This is a genomic window from Kitasatospora purpeofusca (genome assembly GCF_042691725.1).
Classification (GTDB): domain Bacteria; phylum Actinomycetota; class Actinomycetes; order Streptomycetales; family Streptomycetaceae; genus Kitasatospora; species Kitasatospora purpeofusca_B.
The window spans coordinates 6,464,679-6,489,593 of the sequence record NZ_CP170483.1; the positions used below are offsets into that span (position 1 = coordinate 6,464,679).

Here is a 24,915-nt window from a genome sequence, read left to right on the forward strand (position 1 = left end):
GCGTACGAGGGCGAGGGCCCGCACCGACCGGTGCGGGCCCTCGCCCTGTTCGCCGCCGGGCACCGGTCAGACGGTGGCCTGCTCGCCGGCCCGGTCGGCGGCCAGGCCGTCCGGCTGGGCGGAGAGGTAGGCGCCGCCGCAGGCGGTCAGCCGCAGGGCGGTGTCGATCAGCGGGACGTGGCTGAAGGCCTGCGGGAAGTTGCCGACCTGGCGCTTGAGCCGGGGGTCCCACTCCTCGGCGAGCAGGCCGAGGTCGTTGCGCAGCGACAGCAGCCGGTCGAACAGCTCGCGTGCCTCCTGCACCCGGCCGATCATGGCGAGGTCGTCGGCCAGCCAGAACGAGCAGGCGAGGAAGGCGCCCTCGTGGCCGGAGAGGCCGTCGACGTTGTTGCCGGATTCGTCGTGGGTCGGGTAGCGCAGTACGAAGCCGTCCTCGGTGGCGAGTTCGCGCTGGATCGCCTCGATGGTGCCGATGACGCGCTTGTCGTCCGGGGGCAGGAAGCCGACCTGGGGGATGAGCAGCAGCGAGGCGTCCAGTTCCTTGCCGCCGTAGTACTGGGTGAAGGTGTTGCGGCCCGGGTCGTAGCCCCGCTCGCAGACGTCCCGGTGGATGGTCTCGCGCAGTTCGCGCCAGCGCTCCAGGTGGCCGCCGGGCGGCGCGTCCTCGGGGGTCTGCTCCAGCAGCTTGATGGTGCGGTCGACGGCCACCCAGGCCATCACCTTGGAGTGGACGAAGTGCCGGCGCGGGCCGCGCACCTCCCAGATGCCCTCGTCCGGCTCCTGCCAGTGCTCCTCCAGGTACTCGATGAGCCGCAGCTGGAGGTGGTGGGCGTGGTCGTTGCGGACCAGGCCGGTCATGTGGGCCAGGTGCAGCGCCTCGACGACCTCGCCGTAGACGTCCAGCTGGAGCTGGCCGGCCGCGCCGTTGCCGACCCGCACCGGCTGGGAGCCCTCGTAGCCGGGCAGCCAGTCCAGCGAGGACTCGGTGAGCTCGCGCTCGCCGGCGATGCCGTACATGATCTGCAGGTTCTCCGGGTCGCCGGCGACCGCGCGCAGCAGCCACTCGCGCCAGGCCTTGGCCTCGTCGCGGTAGCCGGTGCGCAGCAGCGAGGAGAGGGTGATCGCGGCGTCGCGCAGCCAGGTGTAGCGGTAGTCCCAGTTGCGCTCGCCGCCGATGTCCTCGGGCAGCGAGGTGGTGGGGGCGGCGACGATGCCGCCGGTGGGGGCGTAGGTGAGGCCCTTGAGGGTGATCAGGGAGCGGACCACGGCGTCCCGGTAGGGGCCCTGGTACGTGCACTGGCCGACCCACTCGTGCCAGAAATCGGCGGTGGCGTCGAGCAGTTCCTCGGCGTCCGGGGCCTTCGGCGGCTCCAGGTGGGAGGCTTGCCAGGTGAGCGCGAAGGCGATCCGCTCGCCGGCCGCGACGGTGAAGTCGGCGTAGGTGGTGAGGTTGCGGCCGTAGGTGTCGGCCTCGCCGTCCAGCCAGACCGAGTCGGGGCCGGCCACGGCGACGGTGCGGTGGCCGCCGTCGGGCTGCTCGACCCGGTGCACCCAGGGGACGACCCGGCCGTAGCTGAACCGCATCCGCAGCGCGGAGCGCATCCGCACGGTGCCCGCCACGCCCTCGACGATCCGGATCACCTGCGGGACGGCGTCCTTGCCGGCGAGCGGGCGGGGCGGCATGAAGTCGATCACCCGGACGGTGCCGCCCCGGACGTCCCACTCCTGTTCCAGGATCAGCGAGTCGCCCCGGTAGCGGCGGCGGTCGGCGGGCACGGCGGGGGCGGCGGCGGTGGGCGGGATCCGCAGGTCGCCGGTGTCGGTGAGCGGGAGCCGCCCGGCGGCCGGGGCGGCGGGGACGGGCTCGGCGACGGGCGCGGGCAGGTCGACGGCCGCCGCCTCGGCGGGACCGATGCGCCAGAAGCCGTGTTCATCGGTGCCGAGCAGTCCGGCGAAGACCGCCGGCGAGTCGAATCGGGGCAGGCAGAGCCAGTCCACTGCGCCGTCCCTGCTGACGAGGGCGGCGGTCTGCATGTCCCCGATGAGTGCGTAGTCCTCGATACGGCCGGCCACGTGATCTCCAGTTCGCAATGTGGTCACGACGCATCGGCGATCCGAGGGGGAGCCGGCGGGTACGGCGGGACCGGTGCCACCCCAGGACGTCCGGCCCTCCGCGGGGTGGTGGCGGGCCTTGCTGGAGTGTCCGCGAGGGCTCGGTCGAGCCTCTGGGTGGGTGGGGGGAGCGGGAAATCACGGGGAGGTCCGGTCGCGCATCGGGGACCGAGAGGTTCCTGACCCTCCCACGCCCTCCGCGGCTCGTGTTGTCGGCGATGCGTCCGAGCAGCTTACGACGGACGAAAGGGGCGAAGCACGCGGGCGCAGCGCGAGGTGGCGCCGCATTTCGGCGGAAATACCGCGCATCGCGGGGGCCGTCGTCAGGATGGCTCGGAAGGATCAGCTCCGGATGGCACGAAGTGGGGATCCGCGATGGCCCGGCCGAGCCGGTCCGGAGCGCCGTGAGGTGGCCCGCTCGGGCCGGTGGTGCGACGCGTGTGACATCTGCGCCGGGTGGTGCGCCGGCGGCGCGCCCGGCGTACGCCCCGGGAGCGCCCCGGCGGATCCCGCCCGGGAATCCGGGCCTGCGACGCCGCGCGGGGGCGGCCCGGAACGCGTCCGAGCCGGGTCACTGTTACCCTGGTATCCCGTGGACCGGTGGGATCAAACGCCCCGGACCGGCCGAACCGACGACTCTCAGGGCGCTGTGCCCCGCACCGCCCCTCGTTCGTCGGGACGGCAGCCGCGAGCCTCCCACCACGTCATCTTCGACTCGCGACCCACGGGAGCCCCCTCTTGGCACAGCCCCATTCCGGCAAGGCATCGAACGGCCGCGCCGTGACGACCAAGCACCTCTTCGTCACCGGGGGTGTCGCCTCGTCGCTCGGCAAGGGCCTCACCGCCTCCAGCCTCGGCGCCCTGCTCAAGGCCCGCGGCCTGCGCGTCACGATGCAGAAGCTCGACCCGTACCTCAACGTGGACCCGGGCACCATGAACCCGTTCCAGCACGGTGAGGTCTTCGTCACCGACGACGGCGCCGAGACCGACCTCGACATCGGCCACTACGAGCGGTTCCTGGACACCAACCTGCACGGCTCGGCGAACGTCACCACCGGCCAGGTGTACTCGACCGTCATCGCCAAGGAGCGCCGCGGCGAGTACCTGGGCGACACCGTCCAGGTCATCCCGCACATCACCAACGAGATCAAGTCCCGGATCCGCCGGATGGCGACCGAGGACGTCGACGTGGTGATCACCGAGGTCGGCGGGACCGTCGGCGACATCGAGTCGCTGCCGTTCCTGGAGGCCGTCCGCCAGGTCCGCCACGAGGTCGGCCGGGACAACGTGTTCTTCGTGCACGTCTCCCTGCTCCCCTACATCGGCCCCTCGGGCGAGCTGAAGACCAAGCCCACCCAGCACTCCGTCGCCGCGCTGCGCAACATCGGCATCCAGCCCGACGCCATCGTGCTGCGCGCCGACCGGGAGGTCCCGCAGGCCATCAAGCGCAAGATCTCGCTGATGTGCGACGTCGACGAGGAGGCCGTGGTCGCCGCGATCGACGCCAAGTCGATCTACGACATCCCCAAGGTGCTGCACGGCGAGGGCCTGGACGCCTACGTCGTCCGCCGCCTGGACCTGCCGTTCCGCGACGTGGACTGGACCACCTGGGACGACCTGCTGCGCCGTGTCCACGAGCCGCAGCACATCGTCAAGGTCGCGCTGGTCGGCAAGTACATCGACCTGCCGGACGCCTACCTGTCGGTGACCGAGGCGCTGCGCGCCGGCGGCTTCGCCAACAACGCCCGGGTCGAGATCAAGTGGGTCACCTCGGACGACTGCGAGACCCCCGAGGGCGCCCGCGAGCAGCTCGGCGACGTGGACGCGATCTGCATCCCCGGCGGCTTCGGCGACCGCGGCGTCAACGGCAAGGTCGGCGCGATCACCTTCGCCCGCGAGAACAAGGTCCCGCTGCTGGGCCTCTGCCTGGGCCTGCAGTGCGTCGTCATCGAGGCCGCCCGCAACCTGGCCGGCCTGCCCGAGGCCAACTCCACCGAGTTCGACGCCGCCGCCAAGCACCCGGTGGTCTCCACCATGGCCGAGCAGCTGGCCATCGTCGACGGCAAGGGCGACCTGGGCGGCACCATGCGCCTGGGCCTGTACCCGGCCAAGCTCGCCGAGGGCTCGATCGTCCGCGAGGTCTACGACGGCGAGCAGTACGTCGAGGAGCGCCACCGCCACCGCTACGAGGTCAACAACGCCTACCGGGCCGACCTGGAGAAGACCGGTCTGGTCTTCTCGGGCCTCTCCCCGAAGGGCGACCTGGTCGAGTACGTCGAGTACCCGCGCGAGGTGCACCCCTACCTGGTGGCCACCCAGGCCCACCCGGAGCTGAAGTCCCGGCCGACCCGCCCGCACCCGCTCTTCGCGGGTCTGGTGAAGGCCGCGATCGTGATCAAGACGGCCCCGGCCGACGCCGAGTAGGTCATCCGCGTTCCCTCGGACGGCGGCCCCGCGATTCCTGCGGGGCCGCCGTCCGGCGTTAGATTGTGTCGCACTGACGAAAAGGGGAGACGTGATGGACGACCGCAGCACCGCCGATGTCGCCGACCGGGCCGAGGAGTGGGAGGTCCGGGGGAGCACCACGCCGTTCCAGGGCCGGGTCACCGGCGTGCGCAGCGAGGAGGTCCGGATGCCCGACGGCAGCTGGGCCCGCCGCGACTACCAGACCCACCCCGGCTCGGTCTCCGTCCTCGCCCTGGACGACCAGCGGCGGGTGCTGATCCTGCGGCAGTACCGCCACCCCGTGCGCCAGCGCCTCTGGGAGCTGCCGGCCGGTCTGCTCGACGTGCCCGGCGAGAACCCGCTGCACGCCGCCCAGCGCGAGCTGTACGAGGAGGCGCACTGCAAGGCGGACACCTGGCGGGTGCTGGTCGACTTCTACACCTCGCCCGGCGGGACGGACGAGGCGCTGCGGCTCTTCCTCGCCACCGACCTCGCCGAGGCGGAGGGGCGGCGCTACGAGGCGCACGGGGAGGAGCTGGAGCTGGAGTCCGCCCGGGTGCCGGTGGAGGAGCTGGTCCGGCTGATCCACGCCGGGAAGCTGCACAACCCCACCCTGATCACCGGCACCCTGGCGGTCTACGCGGCCCTGCACGGGCCGGGCGGCCTGGACGCCCTGCGCCCGGCGGATTCCCCCTGGCCCGCCCGGGCGTTCTAACCGGGCTCGGCGTGCCCCTTCGGCTCGCTCGCATCGTGCCGGGGCGGGCGGAGGGGCGGGCCGGTTCTGCTTGTTCGCGGGTGGGGCTTCGGCCGGCGGGGTGATTTGCCGGTTCGTACGACCGGATGTCACCTCGGCCGGAGCGGACGGTCGAACTACGCTTCGCAGACGGGGCGTCCGCTGCGGGCCGCCTCCGGTGAGCGCTGGCGACGTCGGGAGTGGCACGGGTGGCGAGGAAGACCGTGACGATGGAGGCCGGGCCCGGCGCGCCCGCCGAGCGCGTTCCCGGGTTGGACCGGCTGCCCGGCGGCCCCGCCCTGTTCGTCGGCCGGCGCACCGAGCTGGCCGCGCTGCGCGCCGCCGCCGCGCGTCCGGCGGAGGGCCGCAGCCCCGTCCTGGTGCTGGCCGGCCGGCCCGGCTCGGGCCGGACCGCGCTGGCCGTGCGGTTCGCCGTCACGGTCGCCGCCCAGTACCCCGACGGGGTGCTCTTCGCCCGGCTGTCGGCCCCCGACGGCGGCCGGGTGCCGCCCGCGCGGGTCGCCCGCCGGCTGCTGGAGCAGCTCGACGCGGACACCGCCGGCGTCCCGCTGCCCGGTGCCGTCGAGGACGGCCGGGACGACCCGGCCTGCGTCGCGCTGCGCGGGGCGCTGGCCGGGCGGCGCGTCCTGGTGCTGCTGGACGACGTCCGGGACGCCGGTCAGCTGTGGCCGCTGCTCGCGGACGAGCCGGGCTGCCTGGTGCTGGCCACCACGGCCGGACCGCTCACCGGGATCGAGGGCATCGACCCGGTGATCCTCGGCGGGCTCGACCGCCCGGCGGCCGCCGAACTGCTCGGCGACCTGGTCGGCGGGACGCGGATCGGCTGCGACCCGGTCGGCGGGGCCGACCTGGCGGAGGCCTGCGGGTCCCAGCCGGCGGCCCTGCGACTGATGGCCGGGCGGCTGCGCGGCAATCCGGAGCTGGCGGTGACGGAGGCGGCGAAGGAGCTGGTGCGGGCCGTCGGCGAGGCCTCCGCGCCGGGGGCCGGGGCCGCGGGGGAGGCGCAGGCCGGGAAGTCCGCCGGGGAGGCGAAGGCCGCGAAGCCCGAGAAGCCCGCGCAGGGCAGGAGGAAGAAGGGGAGCGGGGCGGAGCCGAAGCCCGCCGAGCCGGGGCCCGCAGCGCCGGGGCCCGTCGCGACGCCCCCGGCCGAGCCGGTCCGCGACCCGGCCGCCTGGGTGCGGCCCGCACCGGAGCCCGTCGAACCCGTCCCGGTGCCGGACAACGACCCGCTGGTGGGCGCCTTCACCCTCGCCTACGCGGGCCTGCCCGCCGCGCAGGCGAGGATGCTGCGCGCACTCACCCTGGCCCCCGCCCAGTGCGCGGACCTGCGCACCGCCTCCGCGCTGGTCGGCTGCCCGGCCCCGGAGGCCGCCGGGACGCTGGCCGCGCTCGCCGAGCGGGAGCTGCTCACCGAGGAGCCGCCGGCCGCGGACGGCACCGCCCGCTACCGCGTCCCGGGCCGGCTGCACCCCCGGCTGGTCCGGCTGCGCGAGCGGGAGGACCGTCCCGCCGAGGTCGAGCTGGCCCGGGCCCGGCTGCTGGAGCGGATGGTGCGGCTCACCGAGTCGGCCCGGGCGCTGCTGGACCCCGCCGGAGGCCCGGGCCCCGACCCGCTGCCCGGCCCGCTGCGGCTGACGTCCGCCGCGCACGCCCGGCAGTGGCTGCTCGGTGAGCGCGACCCGCTGCTCGGCGCGGTCGCCGACGCGATCGGCCAGGGCGACCTCGACGGCTCGGCCGGCCGGCTGGTCACCGCCCTGCTCCGGGCGCTGCCGCTGACCGGCGCCGCCGCCCCGGCCGACCTCTACCGGCTGCACGAGCTGGTGCTGACGGTGGCCGAGCGGCACGGCCGTCCGCGCCGGGCCTCCGCCGCGCTGCTCAACCTGGGGGACCTGCAGGCCGCCGCGGGCCGCTGGGAGCAGGCCTCCGGCCACTACCGGGCCGCCCTGGAGCACGCCAGGAGCGCCGACGACGAGGCGCTCTGTGCCCGGGCGCTGGAGGGCGCGGCGGGCTGCCACCGGGCGCTCGGCGACGCGGTGCGCGCCGCCGACTGGTACGGCCGGGCGCTGGGCCTGCGGCAGTCGATGGGGGACCACGCCGCCGAGGCCCGGCTGCTGGCCAGGGTCGCCGAGGCGCACACCGCCCAGCGCCGGTTCGAGGAGGCCGAGCGGGAGTACCGGGCGTCCCTCGCGGTGCTGCGCAGGCTCGGCGACGAGCACGGCCGGGAGGCCGTCGCCACCGCCCTCGCGGAGCTGCGCGAACGCGTCTCCGCAGGGTGGTAGCGGGCGGTTCGGGAGTATTGTCGAAGGTGCCCGGTCGGTGCTGCTTTGGCAGGAAGATCGCGAGGGAAGCCTACGAACTTGCCAATGCATCCGGCAGATTTATTCACATTGGAAGGCTGACAGGCCGCCTGGGCTTCATTACACTCGACTCAGCGCGCAGCAATCCGTGCCCCGGTGTCGTCCGGAGGCTTCCCCCGTGCGCGTCGCCCGCCGGTCTTCTCCGGTAGGGACCCCCATGGCAAGAGGACGTGTTTAGCCGTGAAGGTCGGCATCCCCCGCGAGGTCAAGAACCACGAGTACCGCGTGGCCATCACGCCTGCCGGTGTGCATGAGCTGGTCCGCAACGGACACGAGGTCTACATCGAGGACAACGCCGGTGTCGGCTCCTCGATCCCGAACGAGGAGTACGTGGCCGCGGGTGCCACCATCCTCCCCACCGCCGACGAGGTGTGGGCCACCGCCGACCTGGTGCTGAAGGTCAAGGAGCCCATCGCGGAGGAGTACCACCGCCTGCGCAAGGGCCAGACGCTCTTCACCTACCTCCACCTGGCGGCCGACCGGCCCGGCACCGACGCGCTGCTCGCCTCCGGCACCACCGCCATCGCGTACGAGACCGTGCAGCTCGCCAACGGCGGCCTGCCGCTGCTCGCCCCGATGTCCGAGGTCGCGGGCCGCCTGGCCCCGCAGGTCGGCTCGTACCACCTGATGCGTCCGGCCGGCGGCCGCGGCACCCTGCCCGGCGGCGTGCCCGGCACCCACCCGGCCAAGGCCGTCGTCATCGGCGGTGGCGTCTCCGGCTGGCACGCGGCCACCATCGCCATCGGCATGGGCTACGACGTGACCCTGCTGGACCGCGACATCAACAAGCTGCGCGAGGCCGACAAGATCTTCGGCACGAAGATCAAGGCCATCATGTCCAACGCCTTCGAGCTGGAGAAGGCCGTCGTCGAGGCCGACCTGGTCATCGGCGCCGTGCTGATCCCGGGCGCCAAGGCCCCGAAGCTCGTCACCAACGAGCTGGTCTCCCGCATGAAGCCGGGCTCGGTGCTCGTCGACATCGCCATCGACCAGGGCGGCTGCTTCGAGGACTCGCACGCCACCACGCACGCCGACCCGACCTTCCAGGTCCACAACTCGGTGTTCTACTGCGTGGCCAACATGCCGGGCGCCGTCCCGAACACCTCCACCTACGCGCTGACCAACGCGACGCTGCCGTACGTCGTCGAGCTGGCCAACCGCGGTTGGAAGGAGGCGCTGCGCCGCGACGCCGCGCTGGCCAAGGGTCTGAACGTGCACGAGGGCCAGATCACCTTCGCCGCCGTCGCCGAGGCCTTCGGCCTGGAGTCGGTGACCCTGGAGTCCGTCCTCGCCTGAGTGTGACGTGTGTTGCCCCCGGCCCGGTGCTCTCCGGGCCGGGGGCTTCGCCGTGCCCGTGCACGGGGGGTCACCGGGGGGCCGGGGCCGTCGTGTGAACGAGGGGTGAATCCGGTGGTGACATCGGGAGTGGCGGGGGCGGGTCGCTCTGTCGTCAATTTCCGTCGGTCGTGTCACCCGACCCCGGGAACCCCGGAGTCACGGGCCCTCGCGTCCCTTGACAGAGGGCCGCCCGATCGTCGACACATCCTGCCCACTACCGTGGATTGTGTTGCTGCGAACGCCTTGAACGGCCTAGAGTCGCAAACCGTCGGCATGCTGCCACGCTGACGAATCGACATAGAGTCCTGGATGCCCAAGGAGGTAAGACGACTTGTGAATGAGTCGACATTTGCTCCCGGGGGTGGTCAGCCAGGACTGGCGGCGCACACCGCCGGCCAGCCGAGTGAGGAGTCCGGGGCCAGGCAGCCCTCCGTGGGCTCGGCCGAGGTCGGCTCGGTCGCTCTCCGTACTTTCGAAGCACGCCAGAACACAGCACAGGTGACCACGGTGACCGACTACGACGCCGAACTGCCGGCCCACGGCCTGGCCTACGGCGAGTTCGCCTACGGCGCCTACGACGACCCCGACGCCGAGTACGAGCCGGACCCGGAGTACGCGGCCACGCTCGCCCCCGACGCCGCCCGCCAGCGCCGCGAGCGGATCGGCCCGACCGGTCGCCCCCAGCCCTACTTCCCGATCCCCGCGCCGGTGGCCGAGCACGGCCCCGCGCAGATCATCGCGATGTGCAACCAGAAGGGCGGCGTCGGCAAGACCACGTCGACCATCAACCTGGGCGCGGCGCTCGCCGAGTACGGCCGCCGCGTGCTGCTCGTCGACTTCGACCCGCAGGGCGCCCTCTCCGTCGGCCTCGGCGTCAACCCGATGGAACTCGACGTCACCGTCTACAACCTGCTGATGGAGCGCGGGCTGACGGCCGACGAGGTACTGCTGAAGACGGCCGTGCCGGGCATGGACCTGCTGCCGTCCAACATCGACCTCTCCGCCGCCGAGGTGCAGTTGGTCAGCGAGGTGGCCCGGGAGTCCGCGCTGGCGCGCGCCCTGAAGCCGCTGCTGCCCGACTACGACTACGTCATCATCGACTGCCAGCCCTCGCTGGGCCTGCTGACGGTCAACGCGCTGACGGCCGCTCACAGCGTCATCGTCCCGCTGGAGTGCGAGTTCTTCGCGCTGCGCGGCGTCGCGCTGCTCACCGAGACCATCGAGAAGGTCTGCGAGCGGCTCAACCCCGAGCTGCGGCTGGACGGCATCCTCGCCACCATGTACGACTCGCGCACCGTGCACAGCCGCGAGGTGCTGGCGCGGGTCGTCGAGGCGTTCGGCGACCACGTCTTCCACACCGTCATCGGGCGGACCGTGCGCTTCCCGGAGACGACCGTCGCCGGCGAACCGATCACGACGTACGCGACCAACTCGGTCGGTGCCGCCGCCTACCGCCAGCTCGCCAGGGAGGTGCTCGACCGGTGCCGCCCCGCCGAGTGAGTCTCCCGGGTGCCGACGAGCTGTTCCGAACCACCGGTGGGATGGCGCTGTCGCCGTCCCTCGCGTCGCGTTCGGCCGCCGAGGCGCCCAGACCGGAGACCGCGCGGGCGGTCAACGGCGTCGGTGACGCGGACGGCGCCGGGGGCGTCGACGGCGCCGGCGCCACCGGCTCCGCCGCCGGCGGCGAGGGCCCGGAGCACACCGAGGGCGGCGCCGGGGCGGGCGGGGACCAGGCCGGGGCCGGGCGCGTGCCGCGCCGCGCTCCCGGCGTACCGGGAGCGGCCACCGTGCCCGCCCCCGCACAGCCGGGCGGCGCCACGACGGCCGCCGCCAAGGCCGCCCAGGGCGGCCGCGCCACGGCCCCGGCGCCGCGTCAGCACGCCGGTGCGGCCGAGGACCAGACGGGTGCCGGGCGGCCCCGTCCGCGGGGCCGTGCCCCGCGCCGCCCGAGCGGGCGCGAGCGGCACGACGAGAAGATCACCGTGTACGTGTCCGCCGAGGAGCTGATGGACCTCGAGCACGCCCGGCTGGTGCTCCGCGGTGAGCACGGCCTGGCGGTGGACCGCGGCCGGATCGTCCGGGAGGCCATCGCGGTGGTGCTGGCGGACCTGGAGCAGCGCGGCGAGGCGAGCATCCTGGTGCGGCGGCTGCGCGGGCGCTGAGCAGGCACTCCGGGGCCGCGGGGGGTCCGGGGTCGTTCGGTGCGGCGCGGTGCGGCGTGCGCGGTGCGCCGCGGTGGATCGGGCCGGGGTGGCCCGGCGTGTCGATGGGCCCCGGTGCGGGGCGGGCGGCGCGGGCGGGCGAAGATGGACCGTCATGCCGAGTACGCCCGAGAGCCCCGTCGTCGACCGGACCGCCGCTGGAGCGGCCGGGCCGGATGCGCCGCAGGGCGGGCCGCAGGGCGGCTTCCGGGTCCGGCTGGACAATTTCGAGGGCCCGTTCGACCTGCTGCTGAGCCTGATCGCCAAACATCGGATGGACGTCACCGAGATCGCGCTGGCGACGGTCACCGACGAGTTCATGGCGTACATCCGCGCGATGGGGCCGGACTGGGACCTCGACGCGGCGACCGAGTTCCTGGTCGTCGCCGCCACCCTCCTCGACCTCAAGGCGGCCCGGCTGCTGCCCGCCGCCGAGGTCGAGGACGAGGAGGACCTCGCCCTGCTGGAGGCGCGCGACCTGCTCTTCGCCCGGCTGCTCCAGTACCGGGCCTACAAGCGGGCGGCGGCGCTGTTCGGCGAGCGCTGGGCCACCGAACTGCTGCGGCGGCCGCGCACCGTCGGCCTGGAGCCGCGGCACGCCGAACTGCTGCCCGAGGTCGTGATCAGCGTCGGCGCCGAGCGCCTGGCGCAGCTCGCCGCCCGGGCGATGGCGCCGAAGCCCGAGCCGGTCGTCTACGTCGACCACATCCACACTCCGCCGGTCAGCGTGCGCGAGCAGGCGGGCCTGGTGGCCGGGCTGCTGACCGAGCTGGGCGAGGCGACCTTCCAGCGGCTGGTGGCCGACGCCCCGGACACCATGGTGGTGGTCGCCCGGTTCCTGGCGCTGCTGGAGCTGTACCGGGAGCGGGCGCTCGCCTTCGAGCAGCCGGACGCGCTCGGCGAGCTGGTGGTGCGGTGGGTGGCGCAGGCGGACCGGGGCGCGGTCGAGGTGACGGACGAGTTCGACCGGCCGGCGGGCGAGGCCGCGGCGCGGGCGGCGAAGGGCGAGGAGGACGGGCGATGACGGCCGGGAACGGCGGCGCGGGCGGCGGACGGCCGGCCCGGCGGACGCTCGGGCTGCCGGGGCAGCCGCGCGCCGGGGAGTGGCTGGAGCCGGTGCCCGGCGTGCTGGGCGAGGCGGAGCCGGGGGCGGTGCCGGGGGCGGTCGCGGTGCCGGAGACGGTGCCGGAGGCGGTCGTGGTGCCGGAGGCGGTGCCGGTCGCGGAGCCGCAGCCGGTCGCGGAGCCGGTGCCGGAGGCGGACGGCGGTCCCGGGCTGCGGGCCGAGCTGGAGGCGATCCTGATGGTCGTCGACGAGCCGGCCGCCGAGGCCCACCTGGCGTCGGTGCTGGAGCGGCCGTGCGCGGAGGTGGCCGCGGCGCTGCGCGAGCTGTCCGCCGAGTACACCGCCCAGGGGCGGGGTTTCGACCTGCGACTGGTCGCCGGCGGCTGGCGGTTCTACAGCCGCGCCGCCTGCGCGCCGGCCGTCGACCGCTTCGTCCTGGACGGCCAGCAGGCCCGGCTGACCCAGGCGGCGCTGGAGACCCTGGCGGTGGTCGCCTACCGGCAGCCGGTGTCCAGATCGCGGGTCTCGGCCGTCCGCGGTGTGAACTGTGACGGCGTGATGCGTACCCTGGTACAGCGAGGACTGGTGGAAGAGGCCGGATCCGAGCCCGAAACAGGTGCGATCCTGTATCGGACGACGAACTACTTCCTGGAACGGATGGGGCTCCGCGGCCTGGACGAGCTGCCGGAGCTCGCTCCCTTCCTGCCCGAGGTCGACGACGTGGAAGCGGAGTCCCTGGAGGGCACGATGATCGCGGAGGCGGTCGCCGCCGCTGCCGCTGAGGCCGCGGACGGCAGTGGCGAGGCCGGTCGGGCTGCGCCTGATCGGTAGGGGGCGGTGAGGTCGGCCGAAACGACCGCACAGCCCAGACGGTAACGACGTACGGACACTTTGATGCGTAGCAGTGGCAACGGCAGGAACAGCAGCGGCGGCGGCAGCGGTCGCGGCGGACAGGGCGGGGGCGGCCGGGGCGGCTCCTACGGGGGCGGCTCGGACCGCGGCGGCTCCGGAGGGCGCGGGGGTTCGTACGGCGGCGGGTCCGGCGGGTCCGGCGGCGGCCGGGGCGGCTCGGCCCCGCGTGGTGGCTCGGGCTCGGGCTCGTACGGCGGCTCGGCTCCGCGTGGCGGCTCGGGCTCGTACGGCCGCGACGACCGGCGTGGCGGCTCGGCCCCCCGTGGTGGCTCGGGCTCGTACGGCCGCGACGACCGGCGCGACAGCCGTCGGGACGACCGCCGCGACGACCGGCGCTACCCGGACCGCCCGCTGCGGCCCGAGGAGCGCAGGTACGACCGCCCCGAGTACGGCGGCGGCCCCAACGCCACCCCGGCCCGCGGCGGCTTCGCCGGGCGCCGGCCCGGCCCGGCCCCGCGGCCGCGCCGCGAGGGCCAGGGCGCCCCGGGCGACCCGCGCCGCCAGCCGCAGCGTTCGCGCGAGCTGCAGGCCCGGATCGAGGACGCGGTGCTGGCCCGGCACGACAAGCCGGCCGTGAAGCTGCCGAAGACCTTCGGCGAGCCCGAGGGCGAGCGGCTGCAGAAGGTGCTGGCCCGGGCCGGCATCGGCAGCCGCCGCGCCTGCGAGGAGCTGATCGAGCAGGGCCGGGTCGAGGTCAACGGCAAGCGGGTCACCGAGCAGGGCAAGCGGGTCGACCCGCAGAAGGACGAGATCAAGGTGGACGGCCTGACCGTCGCCACCCAGTCCTACCTGTTCTTCGCGCTGAACAAGCCGGCCGGCGTGGTCTCCACCATGGAGGACCCGGACGGCCGCCAGTGCCTCGGCGACTACGTGACCAACCGCGAGACCCGGCTCTTCCACGTCGGCCGCCTGGACACCGAGACCGAGGGCATCATCCTGCTCACCAACCACGGCGAGCTGGCCCACCGCCTCACCCACCCCCGGTACGGCGTGACCAAGACCTACCTGGCCGCCATCCAGGGGCCGATCCCGCGCGACCTGGGCAAGCAGCTCGCCAAGGGCATCGAGCTGGAGGACGGCTACGCCCGCGCCGACAGCTTCAAGGTCGTCTCGAACGTCGGCAAGAACTACCTGGTCGAGGTGACCCTGCACGAGGGCCGCAAGCACATCGTCCGCCGGATGCTGGCGGAGGCGGGCTTCCCGGTCGAGAAGCTGGTGCGCACCCACTTCGGTCCGATCGCGCTCGGCGACCAGAAGTCCGGCTGGCTGCGCCGGCTGACCAACCCCGAGGTCGGCCAGCTGATGCGCGAGGTCGGGCTGTAACAGCCGCCCCGCAGGGCCTCCCCGTCGTTCGGCGGGGAGGCCCTGCGTCGTTCGGCGGATCCCGCTGTGAAGCGGGCCGCATCGGCGGTGATCACCTTGTCAGCCCGATGATCCGTGGCCGAGGATTGCCACCTGACCACGACCCGCCCGGTGGCGGGACTGCGCCACCCGGCGCGGGGCGAGAGGCGAACGGGGAGCGACGCCGTGTCCGATGCACCACTCAGCGCTCTGGGACTGGCCGGACCGGACGGGCGGGTCTACGCGGCGCTGGTGGCCAACCCGCAGTCGACGGCCGAGGACCTCGCCGCGCTCTGCGACCTGACCGTCCAGCAGAGCCTGCGGGCCCTGGACCGGCTCGCCCAGCAGGGCATGGCCACCCGGGCCCCGGTGGACCGGCAGCGGTTCCTGCCGGTCGCCCCGGACGTCGCCATCGGCACGCTGATCGGCCACCGGGAATCCGAGCTGCGGCACGCCCGGGCCGAGATGCACCGGCTGATGGACGCCTTCCGGGAGGCCTCGCGCTACACCGACCCGGCGCACTCGGTCGAGGTGCTGACCGGCGGCGAGGCGATCGCCCAGCGGCTGGAGCACATCACCGGGACCAGCCAGTACCAGATCCGCGGCTTCGACTGCCCGCCCTACATCCAGGACCCGGTGGCCAACATCCCGCTCCAGCGCCGGCGGCTGAAGGAGGGCGTGCGGTTCCGGACCGTCTACGACCGGGAGGCGGTGGCCTGGCCGGGCCGGCTGGAGAAGAACATCCTGGTCGGGGTCGCCGACGGCGAGGAGGCCCGGGTCCGGCCGGTGCTCCCCATGAAGATGGTCATGTCGGACGACCGGATGGCGATCATCCCGATCAGCGTCGGCGACAGCGTCCTCGACGCCGCCTACGTCATCCACCCCTCGGCGCTGCTCCAGGCGCTGGACACGCTGTTCGAGGCCGAGTGGGAGCGCGCCGTCCAGCTGCAGGCCGCGATCGGCGCGGCGGACGGGGTGCTGGAGCCGGAGGCCGACCACCGCAAGCTGCTCGGGCTGCTGGCGGCCGGCCTCACCGACGAGTCGATCGCCCGCTCGCTCGGCTGGAGCGCCCGGACCACCCAGCGACGCCTCCAGTCGCTGATGCGCGAGCTCGGCGCCACCACCCGCTTCCAGGCGGGCATGGCGGCCCGGGAGCGGGGCTGGCTGTAGGGCGTGTCCGACACGCCCTGGGTGCCGCCGGTGGCGTGTCCGACACCCTGGGTGCCGCCGGGCCGGTGTGCCGGGCGTCAGCTCCAGGGGGAGAGCGCCGCCCAGCGGCCGTCCGGGCCGCGCTCGACCTTCTCCAGGCCGACCACCGCCGTGCGGTTCAGCCGGCCGTAGATGTGCGGGAACAGCACACCGGGGGTGGCCCCGGGCGGCGGTGCGCCGTGCGGGGCCTCCCACTTGACCATCGGTTCCACCAGCGACTCCTCGATCAGCAGCACCATCAGCGGTTCGCGGGCGTCGGCGAAGAAGGCGTTGGCCACGGCGAGCGCGGTCGGCTCGTCCGCCGAGCAGTGGATGAACCCGTCGGTGAGCAGCGAGGCGGTCGCGTACGGCCGGCCCGGGTCGGCCAGCCAGTCGTCCAGGGGGGCGAGGTGCAGGATCATGCTCCTGTTGTACCCGCTCCGGCCGGGCCCGGGCGGTCGCCCGGGCGGCGGTTCGCACGCCCGGGCCCGACCGGTGCTCAGAGGCCCGCGACCTTCCCGGAGGCGGAGATCTCGTACACCAGGGTGAGCGTGCGGCGGGCGCCCGGGCCGAGCGGGACGTCCCAGCGGACGATGCCCTCCGCGTCGAAGGCGTCCGGCGCGGGCGAGCACTCCTCCTTGCGCAGCCGCACCTCCACCGCCGACACCTCGGAGACCGGCACCCGCTCGCGCACCGCGACCAGCTGCTCGTCCCGCTCCTCCGGTCCGGAGAACCGCGACAGGTGCAGCCGCACCGTGCGGGTGGTCACCGACCGCTGGCTCAGAGCGGCCGTCGAACGGCGCTCGTCGGTCTCGCGCACCACCCGGTAGCCGTCCGAGCTGCCGAAGGACAGCTCGACGTCGGCGCCCGGCGCCGTGAACGGCAGCCGTCCGCGGCCGGTGAAGCCGCTGCCGCGGACCAGCTCGACCGGCCCGGCGAGCAGCGGGTGCCCGGCCGTGTTGCGGAACCGGACCACCTGGGTGACCAGCGGCGACAGCTCCGGCGCGCAGGCGTACTCGCTGTGCGCCGGTCCTTCGGAGGAGCCCAGCGGGATCCGGTGCGCCCGCCCGTCGGAGGGCACGGTGGCCGGCGCCGGGGCGGTCAGCACCCGCACCTCGCCGCCGTCGTCCACACCCGGCAGCACGCCGTCCGGGCGGAGTTCGGAGATGGTCTCCTCGCGCAGCTCCACCTCGACGGTGCGCCGTTCCTCGGCGGTGCGCTCGCGCAGCGTCAGCACGTCCTCGGCGAGCGCGGGCGGCTCGGTGGCGAGCGCGGAGCGGGCGGTGGAGAAGGTGAGCTCGGCGCCGGTCCACGGCTCGCCGGTGCGCTGCCAGACCACCGCCTCGGAGTCCAGGCGCAGCACGCCCTCGGCCAGCGTGGCCCGGTAGGACGGCCGCCACAGGGCGCAGGGCACCAGGTGGTGCACGGTCAGCCGGGCGGGCCCGGCCTCCCGGGCGTCGACGGTCAGGTCGAGGTGGGCGACCAGTTCGGCGGGCTGCTCCTCGGCCTCCGCTGCGGCGGAGAACGCCGCGGTGCGCTCCCGCTCCAGTGCGCGCAGCCGGGAGCGGGCGGCGCGCAGCTCCTCGCCGGCACGCTCGCGCCCGGCGTCGACCCGGTCCAGCTCGCGGTGCCAGCGGACGCGTTCGACCTCGCCGACGCCGGCGCCCTCGCCGACCTCGCGCAGCAGGTCGGCGGAGAGCTGGGCGAGCAGCGCCAGCCGGGCCTCCAGCCGGTCGGCGAGCTGCTCCTCGGCGCGGCGGCGCTCGTTCAGCGCGTGCAGCCGGTGGCGCAGCTCGGAGTCCTCCGGGCCGGGCGGCAGCGGGGCGCGCGGTGTCCAGAGGCGGGTGATCCGGGCGTCCAGGACGCGCACGCCCGCGGTGCCGGACTCGGCGCGCAGGGTGCGGTCGACGGCGAGCGCGGTGAGCGGGCCCAGCCGCAGCCGCTGGACGCCGGCGGCCAGCTCGGCGGTGGCGGTGCGTTCGACCTGGGCGCGGTCCTCCAGACAGGTGACGGCGGTGACGGGCAGCGGCGTCGCGGGCCCCGGGGGGACGGGGAGGGGGGTGACGGTCACGTTCAGTTCCTCCGGTTTCCGCCGACGATGGCCTTTCCGGCCGGGATCCTGATCTGGTAGCCGGCGTCCAGCTCGGCCCGGCCGCCCGGTGGCAGCTCGACCCGCCGGAGCCGGGTGCTGGGCGGACACTCGGTGGACGGTTCGTCGGGCGCGTGCCAGCCGGGGCGTTCCTCGATCCGGATGTCGGCGTCGGAGCTGACCGGCACCCGTTCGCGGACCTCGACGGTGACCGGGCGGCCGAGCCGGTTGGCCAGTTCGACGTGCACCCGGTGGTCGAGCACGGTGCTGCTGTTCAGCATGCCCGCGGTGGACTCGCGCAGCTCGGTACGGCGCGTCACCTCGACCGACTCGGCGACACCGATGCCCAGTCGGCGCACACCGCCGGGGGCGAGGGTGGGCAGGGCGGCGGTGAGCAGGAACCGGTCGTCGACGCTCACCTCGACTGGTCCGGCGAGCACGGCCTGCGCGGTGCCGTTGGCGATCACCAGGGTGGCGTAGACCCGCTCCTCGACCGCGGGCACGGTGACGTACTCGGGGCTCACGCGTACCGGGATCTCGCCGATGGTGACGGTGTGCCAGGTGGCGTCGGAGGGGAGGTCGGCGGGCGCGGCGGCGTCGAAGCGGTGGTCGAAGGAGCCGGCCGAGACGCGCGGCGGCACGGCGTGGTGCGGCAGCGGGAGGTGCGGCAGTCCGGGGGCCGGGCGGCCGGTAGCGCGCTGCGCGGCCGGGGGGTGCAGGGTGCCGCGCCGGTCGGCGGGGGCGTCCGGGGCGGAGAGTTCCAGCGCGGGGTAGTCGAGCAGCTGTTCGTCCGGGACCGGCGGGCCGGGCGGGGGCGTGAGCGGGGCGGGGGCGTCGAGCTCGGCGAAGGCCGCAGTGTCGAGGCCCCGGGCGGCGCCGCCGGGGGCGGGCGGGGGCGCGCCGTAGGCGGCGAAGGCGACCGGCTCGGCCTGCCCGTACGGGCCGCCCGGGCCGCCTGGCCCGCCCGGCTCGATCGATTCAGTCGGCTCGTCGGCGGAGCGCAGGCCGCCGGTGCGGGCCCGGGCGCGGGCGGAGAGCCGGGGCTCGGCGGCGAACGCGCCGCCGGCGGCTCCGGCGGCTCCGGCGGCCACGGGTCGCAGCGGCAGCGGGCGGGGACCCGCCGCGTCGTAGCCGGTGAACAGGTCGGCCAGGCCGGCCGGGGGCTCGCGCCAGCCGGAGGGCGGCGGGGCCGGCTGGCTGCGGCCGATCCGCAGCGAGCGCAGCTTGGGCAGGTCGGTGCGGCGGTCGAGGTCGGCGGTGGAGAGGGCGAGGCGGACGCCGGTCCAGTCCTCGCCGGTCTGCTGGGCGACCGAGGCGCGCAGCAGGAGGTGGCCGGTGTCGGCGCCCTGGCGGTAGGAGAGCCGGTAGGAGGGCACCCAGCGGGCGGCCTGGACGGTGTACTCCAGTTCGATGTCCAGCTCGGTGCCCAACTCGGCGGGGGCGTCCTCGGGAGCGGCGGTGGTGAGGGTGAGCAGGGCGGTCGTCGTGGTCTCGACGGGCTCGTGCCACTCGTCGGGGGACAGCCGGGCGACCTGCTCGACGAGCACCTGGATCTCGTGGTCGGCGAGTTCGATCTCGCGGTCGAGCCGTCCGGCGCGCTCCTGGAGGGCGGTGAGGCGCTCGTCGACGAACTCGGCCAGCTCCAGCCAGGCGTCGGCGGGTGTGCGGCGCAGTGGTTCGTCGCGGCGGCGGGGCGGCGGGACGGCGCGCAGCGCGGTGGTCTCGGCGATGGCGGCGAGGACCTGTCGGCGCTGCTCCCGCAGGGCCGCGCCGTGTTCGTCGGCGGCTTCCAACCGGTGGTGCAGCTCGGGCAGTTCGGAGGGTTCGCGGAGTTCGGCGACGGCCTCCAGTCGGGCCTCGGTGACGGCGGTGCCGGCCGGGCCGGCGAGGACCCGGGCGCGCAGCGAGCGTTCGTCGAACCCCTCGGGCAGGCCGGTCAGCCGCAGCCGTCCGCCCGGAGGCAGGGCCGCCCGGGCCCGGCGGCGGCAGACCGCGCCGACGGCGTGGACGACCACGGAGTCCAGCACCGAGGGGACGGCGGGGACGGCGGTGCTGTCGGTGTTGTTGGTGTTGTCGTCGTCGTGCGGTCGATGCTGGTCGCTGCTGTGTCGATCGTTCACCCGGCCAACCCCTTCGTCGCGTACCGTCGGCGGCCCATCCTGCCGTGCGGCGTCGCCCGCGTCGCCGGTTTTCCACCGTGCGCGGCGTGCGGGCGGCGCGGCGGGCGCCCGGTGGCGCGGGCCGCGTGAGGGGGGACGGCCGGGGGCGTTGGTGCGGTTGCGGCACGGGCGGTGGCGGGGATGGGGGAGGATGGGGGCGACCCGTTCCACGCCCCGCAGTCGCCGCGTTCCGCGCAGTTCCGTGAGGAGATCCACCCCGCCATGCGCACAGCCGCCGTCGTCGGTACCGGACTCATCGGCACCTCCGCCGCGCTCGCCCTCACCGGACGGGGCCTGACCGTCCATCTGGAGGACGCGGACCCGGACGCCGCCCGCACCGCCGCCTCGCTGGGGGCCGGGACCACCGAGCCCGCGGACGGGCCGGTCGACCTCGCGATCATCGCCGTGCCGCCCGCGCTGGTCGGCAAGGTGCTCGCCGACTGCCAGCGTCGCGGCCTGGCCCGCTGCTACACCGACGTCGCCAGCGTGAAGGCCGGCCCGCGTGCCGAGGTCGCCGCGCTCGGCTGCGACACCACCCACTACATCGGCAGCCACCCGATGGCCGGGCGGGAGCGGTCCGGCCCGCTGGCCGCGCGTGCGGACCTCTTCGAGGGCCGGCCGTGGGTGCTCACCCCCACCACCGACACCGACACCGAGACGCTGAACGCCGTCCTGGAACTGGTCGCGCTCTGCGGTGCCGTGCCGATCGTCATGGACGCCGCGGCACACGACCGTGCCGTCGCCCTGGTCTCGCACGCGCCCCAACTGGTCTCCTCGCTGGTCGCCGCCCGGCTGGAGAACGCCGACGAGACCGCCATAAGGCTCTCCGGCCAGGGCGTGCGGGACGTGACCCGGATCGCCGCCTCCAACCCCGCGATGTGGGTCGACATCCTCTCCGCCAACGCCGGCGCGGTCGCCGACGTGCTGGAGGAGGTGGCCACCGACCTCGGCGAGACCGTCGCCGCGCTGCGCGCCCTGCAGGCCGCCGAGGAGGCCGAGCGGCGGGGCGGCGTGGCGGGCATCGAGGCGGTCATGCGGCGCGGGAACACCGGCCAGGCCCGGATCCCCGGCAAGCACGGCGCCCCGCCCACCGGGTACGAGACGGTCGCCGTGGTCCTCGGGGACCAGCCCGGCGAGCTGGGCCGGCTGTTCGGTGAGGTCGGCGCGGCGGGCGTGAACATCGAGGACGTCGTCATCGAGCACTCCACCGGGCAGCAGGTGGGCTTCGTCCAGCTGTCGGTGGCGCCGACGGCGGTGCGGTCGCTGACGGCGGCGCTGCGGGCGAGCGGGTGGAGCGTCCGGGACTGAGTTCTCGGGTCTGGTGGTGTGCGCGCTGTTCTAGCGGTGCTCGTGGTTCTGGCGATGCTCGCTTTCGTGGCGGTGTCGGCACGGTGTCGGCAGGGTGCTCGCTGTCCTAGCGGTGCTCGCAGTGCTTCACGGTGATCTCAGTGCGTCGCGGTGCTCTCAGTGCTTCAGGGCGCTCCCGCGAGAGGGGTGGGTCCGGTGAGGATGCAGCCGGCCGGTTACCGGCGGGGCCGGGCGGGTCGGCGGTCCATTAACCTTGGAGGGACCATCCCCGGCTTCCCCGCAGTTCGGGTTGCCATGCTCAGAGATCAGAGAGAGGTTCGCGCCGTGGACACTGCCGACCGAGCGCACGCCCCGGTCGTCGTCGCCATCGACGGACCCTCCGGCTCCGGCAAGTCGACCGTCTCCCGGGCGGTCGCCGCCCGGCTGGGCCTGAGCTTCCTGGACACCGGTGCCATGTACCGGGCGATGACCTGGTGGATGCTGGCCAACGACGTCGACGTGAACGACCCGGAGGCGGTGGCCGTCGCGTGCGGCAAGCCGGTCATCGTGTCCGGCACGGACGCGGACGGCCCGACCATCACCGTCGACGGCCGGGACGTCGCCGCCCCGATCCGCGGCCCCGAGGTGACCGCCCACGTCAGCGCGGTCGCCGCGGTGCCGGCGGTGCGGGTCCGGCTGGTCGAGCTGCAGCGCGGCTGCGCCCGGGTCGCCGAGCGCGGCATCGTCGCCGAGGGCCGGGACATGGGGAGTGTGGTGTTCCCGGACGCCACCGTCAAGATCTTCCTGACCGCCTCGGAGGCGGCCCGCGCCGAGCGCCGGGCCGCCGAGCTGCGGGCCAAGGGCGTGGACGAGGCGACCATCGTCGCGATGGCCGCCGACCTCGCGCGCCGGGACGCGGCGGACTCCTCGCGGGCGACCGCCCCGCTGACCCAGGCCGCGGACGCGGTCCTGGTGGACACCAGCGCGCTCAGTCTGGAGCAGGTGATCGACCGGATCACCACGCTGGTGGCTGAGCGGGCGGGGGCCGCGCTCTCGGCCGCCTGAGGACGGAACGGGGACGGCTGAGGCCACTGAGAACGGCCGAGGACGCCTGAGAACCGTCAGCCGGCCGATCATCCGATGAACGGGGTGCCATGGTGGCACCCGGAACCATTCGCGCTGCCCCGGAGGGGCAGGTACGCACGGCACGCCCCTGGGAAGGGCCGGGCCGGGAAACGGACAGTACGAACATGACCGCAGAGCACTCCACCGCCGGCCACGGCGAGCTGGACGCCTCCGAGTACGCCGAGTTCATGGCGCTCGCCGCCGAGGAGGGCTTCGACCTCGACGACGTCGACGGCCTCGGCGACGGCAGCCACGCCCCGCTGCCGGTGCTGGCCGTCGTCGGCCGCCCGAACGTCGGCAAGTCGACCCTGGTGAACCGCATCATCGGCCGCCGCGAGGCCGTCGTCGAGGACAAGCCGGGCGTCACCCGCGACCGCGTCACCTACGAGGCCACCTGGAACGGCCGCCGCTTCAAGGTCGTCGACACCGGCGGCTGGGAGATCGACGTCCTCGGCATCGACGCCATGGTCGCCGCCCAGGCCGAGCTGGGCATCGAGCAGGCCGACGCGGTCCTGTTCGTCGTCGACGCCACCGTCGGTGCCACCGACACCGACGAGGCCCTGATCAAGATCATCCGCCGGGCCGGCAAGCCGACCGTGCTCTGCGCCAACAAGGTCGACGGCCCGTCCACCGAGGCCGAGGCCGCCTACCTCTGGTCGCTCGGCCTCGGCGAGCCCTACCCCGTCTCCGCCCTGCACGGCCGCGGCTCCGGCGACCTGCTCGACGCCGTGATGGCCGCGCTGCCCGAGGCCCCGCCGCAGACCTTCGGCGACGCCGCCCCCGGCGGCCCGCGCCGCATCGCGCTGATCGGCCGGCCGAACGTCGGCAAGTCCAGCCTGCTCAACAAGGTCGCCGGCGAGGAGCGGGTGGTCGTCAACGAGCTGGCCGGCACCACCCGTGACCCGGTCGACGAGATGATCGAGCTCGGCGGCAAGACCTGGAAGTTCGTCGACACCGCCGGCATCCGCCGCCGGGTCCACCTGACCGCCGGCGCCGACTTCTACGCCTCGCTGCGCACCACCGCCGCGCTGGACAAGGCCGAGGTCGCGGTCGTCCTGGTGGACGCCAGCGAGACCCTCGCCGAGCAGGACACCCGGATCATCTCGATGGCCGTCGAGTCCGGGCGCGCCGTCGTCATCGCCTACAACAAGTGGGACCAGCTCGACGAGGAGCGCCGCTTCTACCTGGAGCGCGAGATCGAGCGCGACCTCGTCCAGGTGCAGTGGGCCCCCCGGGTCAACGTCTCGGCGAAGACCGGCCGGCACATGGAGAAGCTCGTCCCGGCGATCGAGACCGCGCTGGAGGGCTGGGAGACCCGCATCACGACCGCCCGGCTGAACGCCTTCCTGGGCGAGCTGGTGGCCGCTCACCCGCACCCGATCCGGGGCGGCAAGCAGCCGCGCATCCTGTTCGGCACCCAGGCGGGCATCCGTCCGCCGCGATTCGTCCTGTTCGCCTCGGGCTTCCTGGAGGCGGGCTACCGCCGGTTCATCGAGCGCCGGCTGCGCGAGGAGTTCGGCTTCGTCGGCACGCCGATCTCGATCTCGGTGCGCGTGCGGGAGAAGCGCAAGAAGAAGTAGGGCGCAGGAGCCAGAGGTGGACGGTGCGGAAGGGCCCCGTCGGCCGGTCTCGGGACCGGGCGGCGGGGCCCTTCCGCGTTGTGGGGGCGGGGTCAGCGGTGGTCGCCGCTGCGCCCCGGGGGGAGCGAGAGCAGGCTGCGGTGCCGGCCGCCGCTGTTCGTGCCCCGGCCGCCGGGGCCGAGGGCGGCGCCCACGGCCGGGGCGGGCGCGGGGACCGGAACCGTCACCGGGGCCGGCGCGGGGACCGGTGCGGCCACCGGCGGCGGGACGGGGCCGAGGTAGCCGGCGGCGACCCAGCCCTGGCCGGTGCCCGCCGGGGCGCCCGGCTGGGGCCCAGCCTGGCCACCCGGCGGCCGGCCGGGGGCGGGGGTGGCCTGGAAGCCGGTCGTGTACGGGCTCGCCGGGTGGCCGGCGGTGTGGCTCGCGTGGGCGGGGCCGTGGTCGTGCGGGTGGCTCGAGTGGCTCGGGTGTCCCGGGTGGGCGGCGCCGCCGGTGTGCGCGAAGGGCTGGTCCGGCTGCCCGGAGCGGTCGGGGCCGCCCGGCCGGCTGGGCATGAACTGCGGGATGCCGATCGCCTGGCCCGCGTAGGTGTGGAAGGACTGGTGCTGCGGCGGGTACGGGCGGGGGTCGGCGCGCGGGTCGGTGCGCGCCGGGGCGGTGTCCCGGACGGCGAAGCCGGTGAACGTCAGCTCCTCCTCGCCGGAGCGGTCGCCCGGCAGCGCGCGGAAGAGCCGGCGGTACTCGGAGTACAGCTCGTCGTAGATCGGCGTCGCCGAGTGCGGGTGCTCCGCGTCGTACGAGGGGCGCATGCCCGGGATCGCGCGGGAGGCGGTGGTGGACCGCCGGGAGGAGGCGGGGCCGTCGTAGCTGTACACGCAGGGCCCAACGAGTGAGGGCGCCCGGGGGATGCGGGTGCGGGGGCGAGGGCGGGCACGGCCGTGGCCGCGGGGCCGGCCGGAAGG

The 24,915-nt window shown here is 74.8% G+C and carries 17 protein-coding genes and 2 pseudogenes; 13 read left to right on the top strand and 6 right to left on the bottom strand.

Annotated elements, in window-relative coordinates; translation table 11 throughout:
• Window positions 1–66: 66 nt before the first annotated feature.
• Both ACFCLZ_RS27980 and ACFCLZ_RS27985 read right to left on the bottom strand, forming a co-directional pair.
• Window positions 67–1,770, bottom strand: a pseudogene (locus ACFCLZ_RS27980) (glycoside hydrolase family 15 protein); the annotation flags it as partial.
• Between the two features lie 105 nt (window positions 1,771–1,875).
• Window positions 1,876–2,073, bottom strand: a pseudogene (locus ACFCLZ_RS27985) (trehalase-like domain-containing protein); the annotation flags it as partial.
• An 819-nt stretch (window positions 2,074–2,892) separates the two neighbouring features.
• On the opposite strand from ACFCLZ_RS27985, the gene ACFCLZ_RS27990 reads away from it, so the two are divergent.
• The 10 genes from ACFCLZ_RS27990 (at window position 2,893) to ACFCLZ_RS28035 (ending at window position 15,695) form a co-directional block, all read left to right on the top strand.
• Window positions 2,893–4,536 (top strand): CTP synthase, encoded by a 1,644-nt coding sequence (locus ACFCLZ_RS27990; protein ID WP_380280387.1) that lies wholly within the window; start codon window positions 2,893–2,895, stop codon window positions 4,534–4,536.
• Between the two features lie 94 nt (window positions 4,537–4,630).
• Window positions 4,631–5,272: an NUDIX domain-containing protein gene (locus tag ACFCLZ_RS27995; protein ID WP_380280389.1), complete on the top strand. Its 642-nt coding sequence runs from the start codon at window positions 4,631–4,633 to the stop codon at window positions 5,270–5,272.
• A 227-nt stretch (window positions 5,273–5,499) separates the two neighbouring features.
• Window positions 5,500–7,590 (top strand): tetratricopeptide repeat protein, encoded by a 2,091-nt coding sequence (locus ACFCLZ_RS28000; protein WP_380280391.1) that lies wholly within the window; start codon window positions 5,500–5,502, stop codon window positions 7,588–7,590.
• A 258-nt stretch (window positions 7,591–7,848) separates the two neighbouring features.
• Window positions 7,849–8,964, top strand: coding sequence for an alanine dehydrogenase (gene ald, locus ACFCLZ_RS28005; protein WP_380280393.1), 1,116 nt, complete (start codon window positions 7,849–7,851; stop codon window positions 8,962–8,964).
• A gap of 474 nt (window positions 8,965–9,438) precedes the next feature.
• Entirely contained in the window at window positions 9,439–10,506 is a 1,068-nt protein-coding gene (locus tag ACFCLZ_RS28010; RefSeq protein ID WP_376090262.1) for a ParA family protein, read from the top strand.
• 41 nt (window positions 10,507–10,547) lie between these two features.
• Window positions 10,548–11,168 (top strand): hypothetical protein, encoded by a 621-nt coding sequence (locus tag ACFCLZ_RS28015; protein ID WP_380280395.1) that lies wholly within the window; start codon window positions 10,548–10,550, stop codon window positions 11,166–11,168.
• Window positions 11,169–11,256: 88 nt separating this feature from the next.
• Window positions 11,257–12,231, top strand: coding sequence for a segregation and condensation protein A (locus ACFCLZ_RS28020; protein ID WP_380280396.1), 975 nt, complete (start codon window positions 11,257–11,259; stop codon window positions 12,229–12,231).
• A gap of 278 nt (window positions 12,232–12,509) precedes the next feature.
• Entirely contained in the window at window positions 12,510–13,103 is a 594-nt protein-coding gene (locus ACFCLZ_RS28025) for an SMC-Scp complex subunit ScpB (protein WP_380286308.1), read from the top strand.
• Window positions 13,104–13,166: 63 nt separating this feature from the next.
• Window positions 13,167–14,507 (top strand): pseudouridine synthase, encoded by a 1,341-nt coding sequence (locus ACFCLZ_RS28030; protein ID WP_380280398.1) that lies wholly within the window; start codon window positions 13,167–13,169, stop codon window positions 14,505–14,507.
• 204 nt (window positions 14,508–14,711) lie between these two features.
• Window positions 14,712–15,695, top strand: coding sequence for a helix-turn-helix domain-containing protein (locus ACFCLZ_RS28035; protein WP_380280400.1), 984 nt, complete (start codon window positions 14,712–14,714; stop codon window positions 15,693–15,695).
• Between the two features lie 77 nt (window positions 15,696–15,772).
• Here ACFCLZ_RS28035 and ACFCLZ_RS28040 read toward each other — a convergent pair whose 3' ends face one another.
• The 3 genes from ACFCLZ_RS28040 to ACFCLZ_RS28050 form a co-directional block, all read right to left on the bottom strand.
• Window positions 15,773–16,135, bottom strand: coding sequence for a DUF952 domain-containing protein (locus ACFCLZ_RS28040; protein WP_380280401.1), 363 nt, complete (start codon window positions 16,133–16,135; stop codon window positions 15,773–15,775).
• A 77-nt stretch (window positions 16,136–16,212) separates the two neighbouring features.
• On the bottom strand, window positions 16,213–17,784 hold the full coding sequence (locus ACFCLZ_RS28045) for a DUF4139 domain-containing protein (protein ID WP_380280403.1): 1,572 nt from the start codon (window positions 17,782–17,784) through the stop codon (window positions 16,213–16,215).
• Between the two features lie 2 nt (window positions 17,785–17,786).
• Entirely contained in the window at window positions 17,787–19,922 is a 2,136-nt protein-coding gene (locus ACFCLZ_RS28050; RefSeq protein ID WP_380280405.1) for a DUF4139 domain-containing protein, read from the bottom strand.
• A gap of 261 nt (window positions 19,923–20,183) precedes the next feature.
• Between ACFCLZ_RS28050 and ACFCLZ_RS28055 the strand changes: the two genes are divergently transcribed.
• From ACFCLZ_RS28055 to der, 3 genes are all read left to right on the top strand, one after another.
• The gene (locus ACFCLZ_RS28055; RefSeq protein ID WP_380280407.1) at window positions 20,184–21,269 is read left to right on the top strand and encodes a prephenate dehydrogenase; all 1,086 of its coding nucleotides are present in this window, start codon (window positions 20,184–20,186) and stop codon (window positions 21,267–21,269) included.
• A gap of 324 nt (window positions 21,270–21,593) precedes the next feature.
• On the top strand, window positions 21,594–22,313 hold the full coding sequence (cmk, locus tag ACFCLZ_RS28060; protein WP_380280409.1) for a (d)CMP kinase: 720 nt from the start codon (window positions 21,594–21,596) through the stop codon (window positions 22,311–22,313).
• Between the two features lie 185 nt (window positions 22,314–22,498).
• Entirely contained in the window at window positions 22,499–23,953 is a 1,455-nt protein-coding gene (der, locus tag ACFCLZ_RS28065; protein ID WP_380280410.1) for a ribosome biogenesis GTPase Der, read from the top strand.
• 92 nt (window positions 23,954–24,045) lie between these two features.
• Here the strand turns inward: der and ACFCLZ_RS28070 are convergent, their stop codons facing one another.
• Window positions 24,046–24,828: a hypothetical protein gene (locus ACFCLZ_RS28070; protein ID WP_380280412.1), complete on the bottom strand. Its 783-nt coding sequence runs from the start codon at window positions 24,826–24,828 to the stop codon at window positions 24,046–24,048.
• Window positions 24,829–24,915 lie beyond the last annotated feature (87 nt).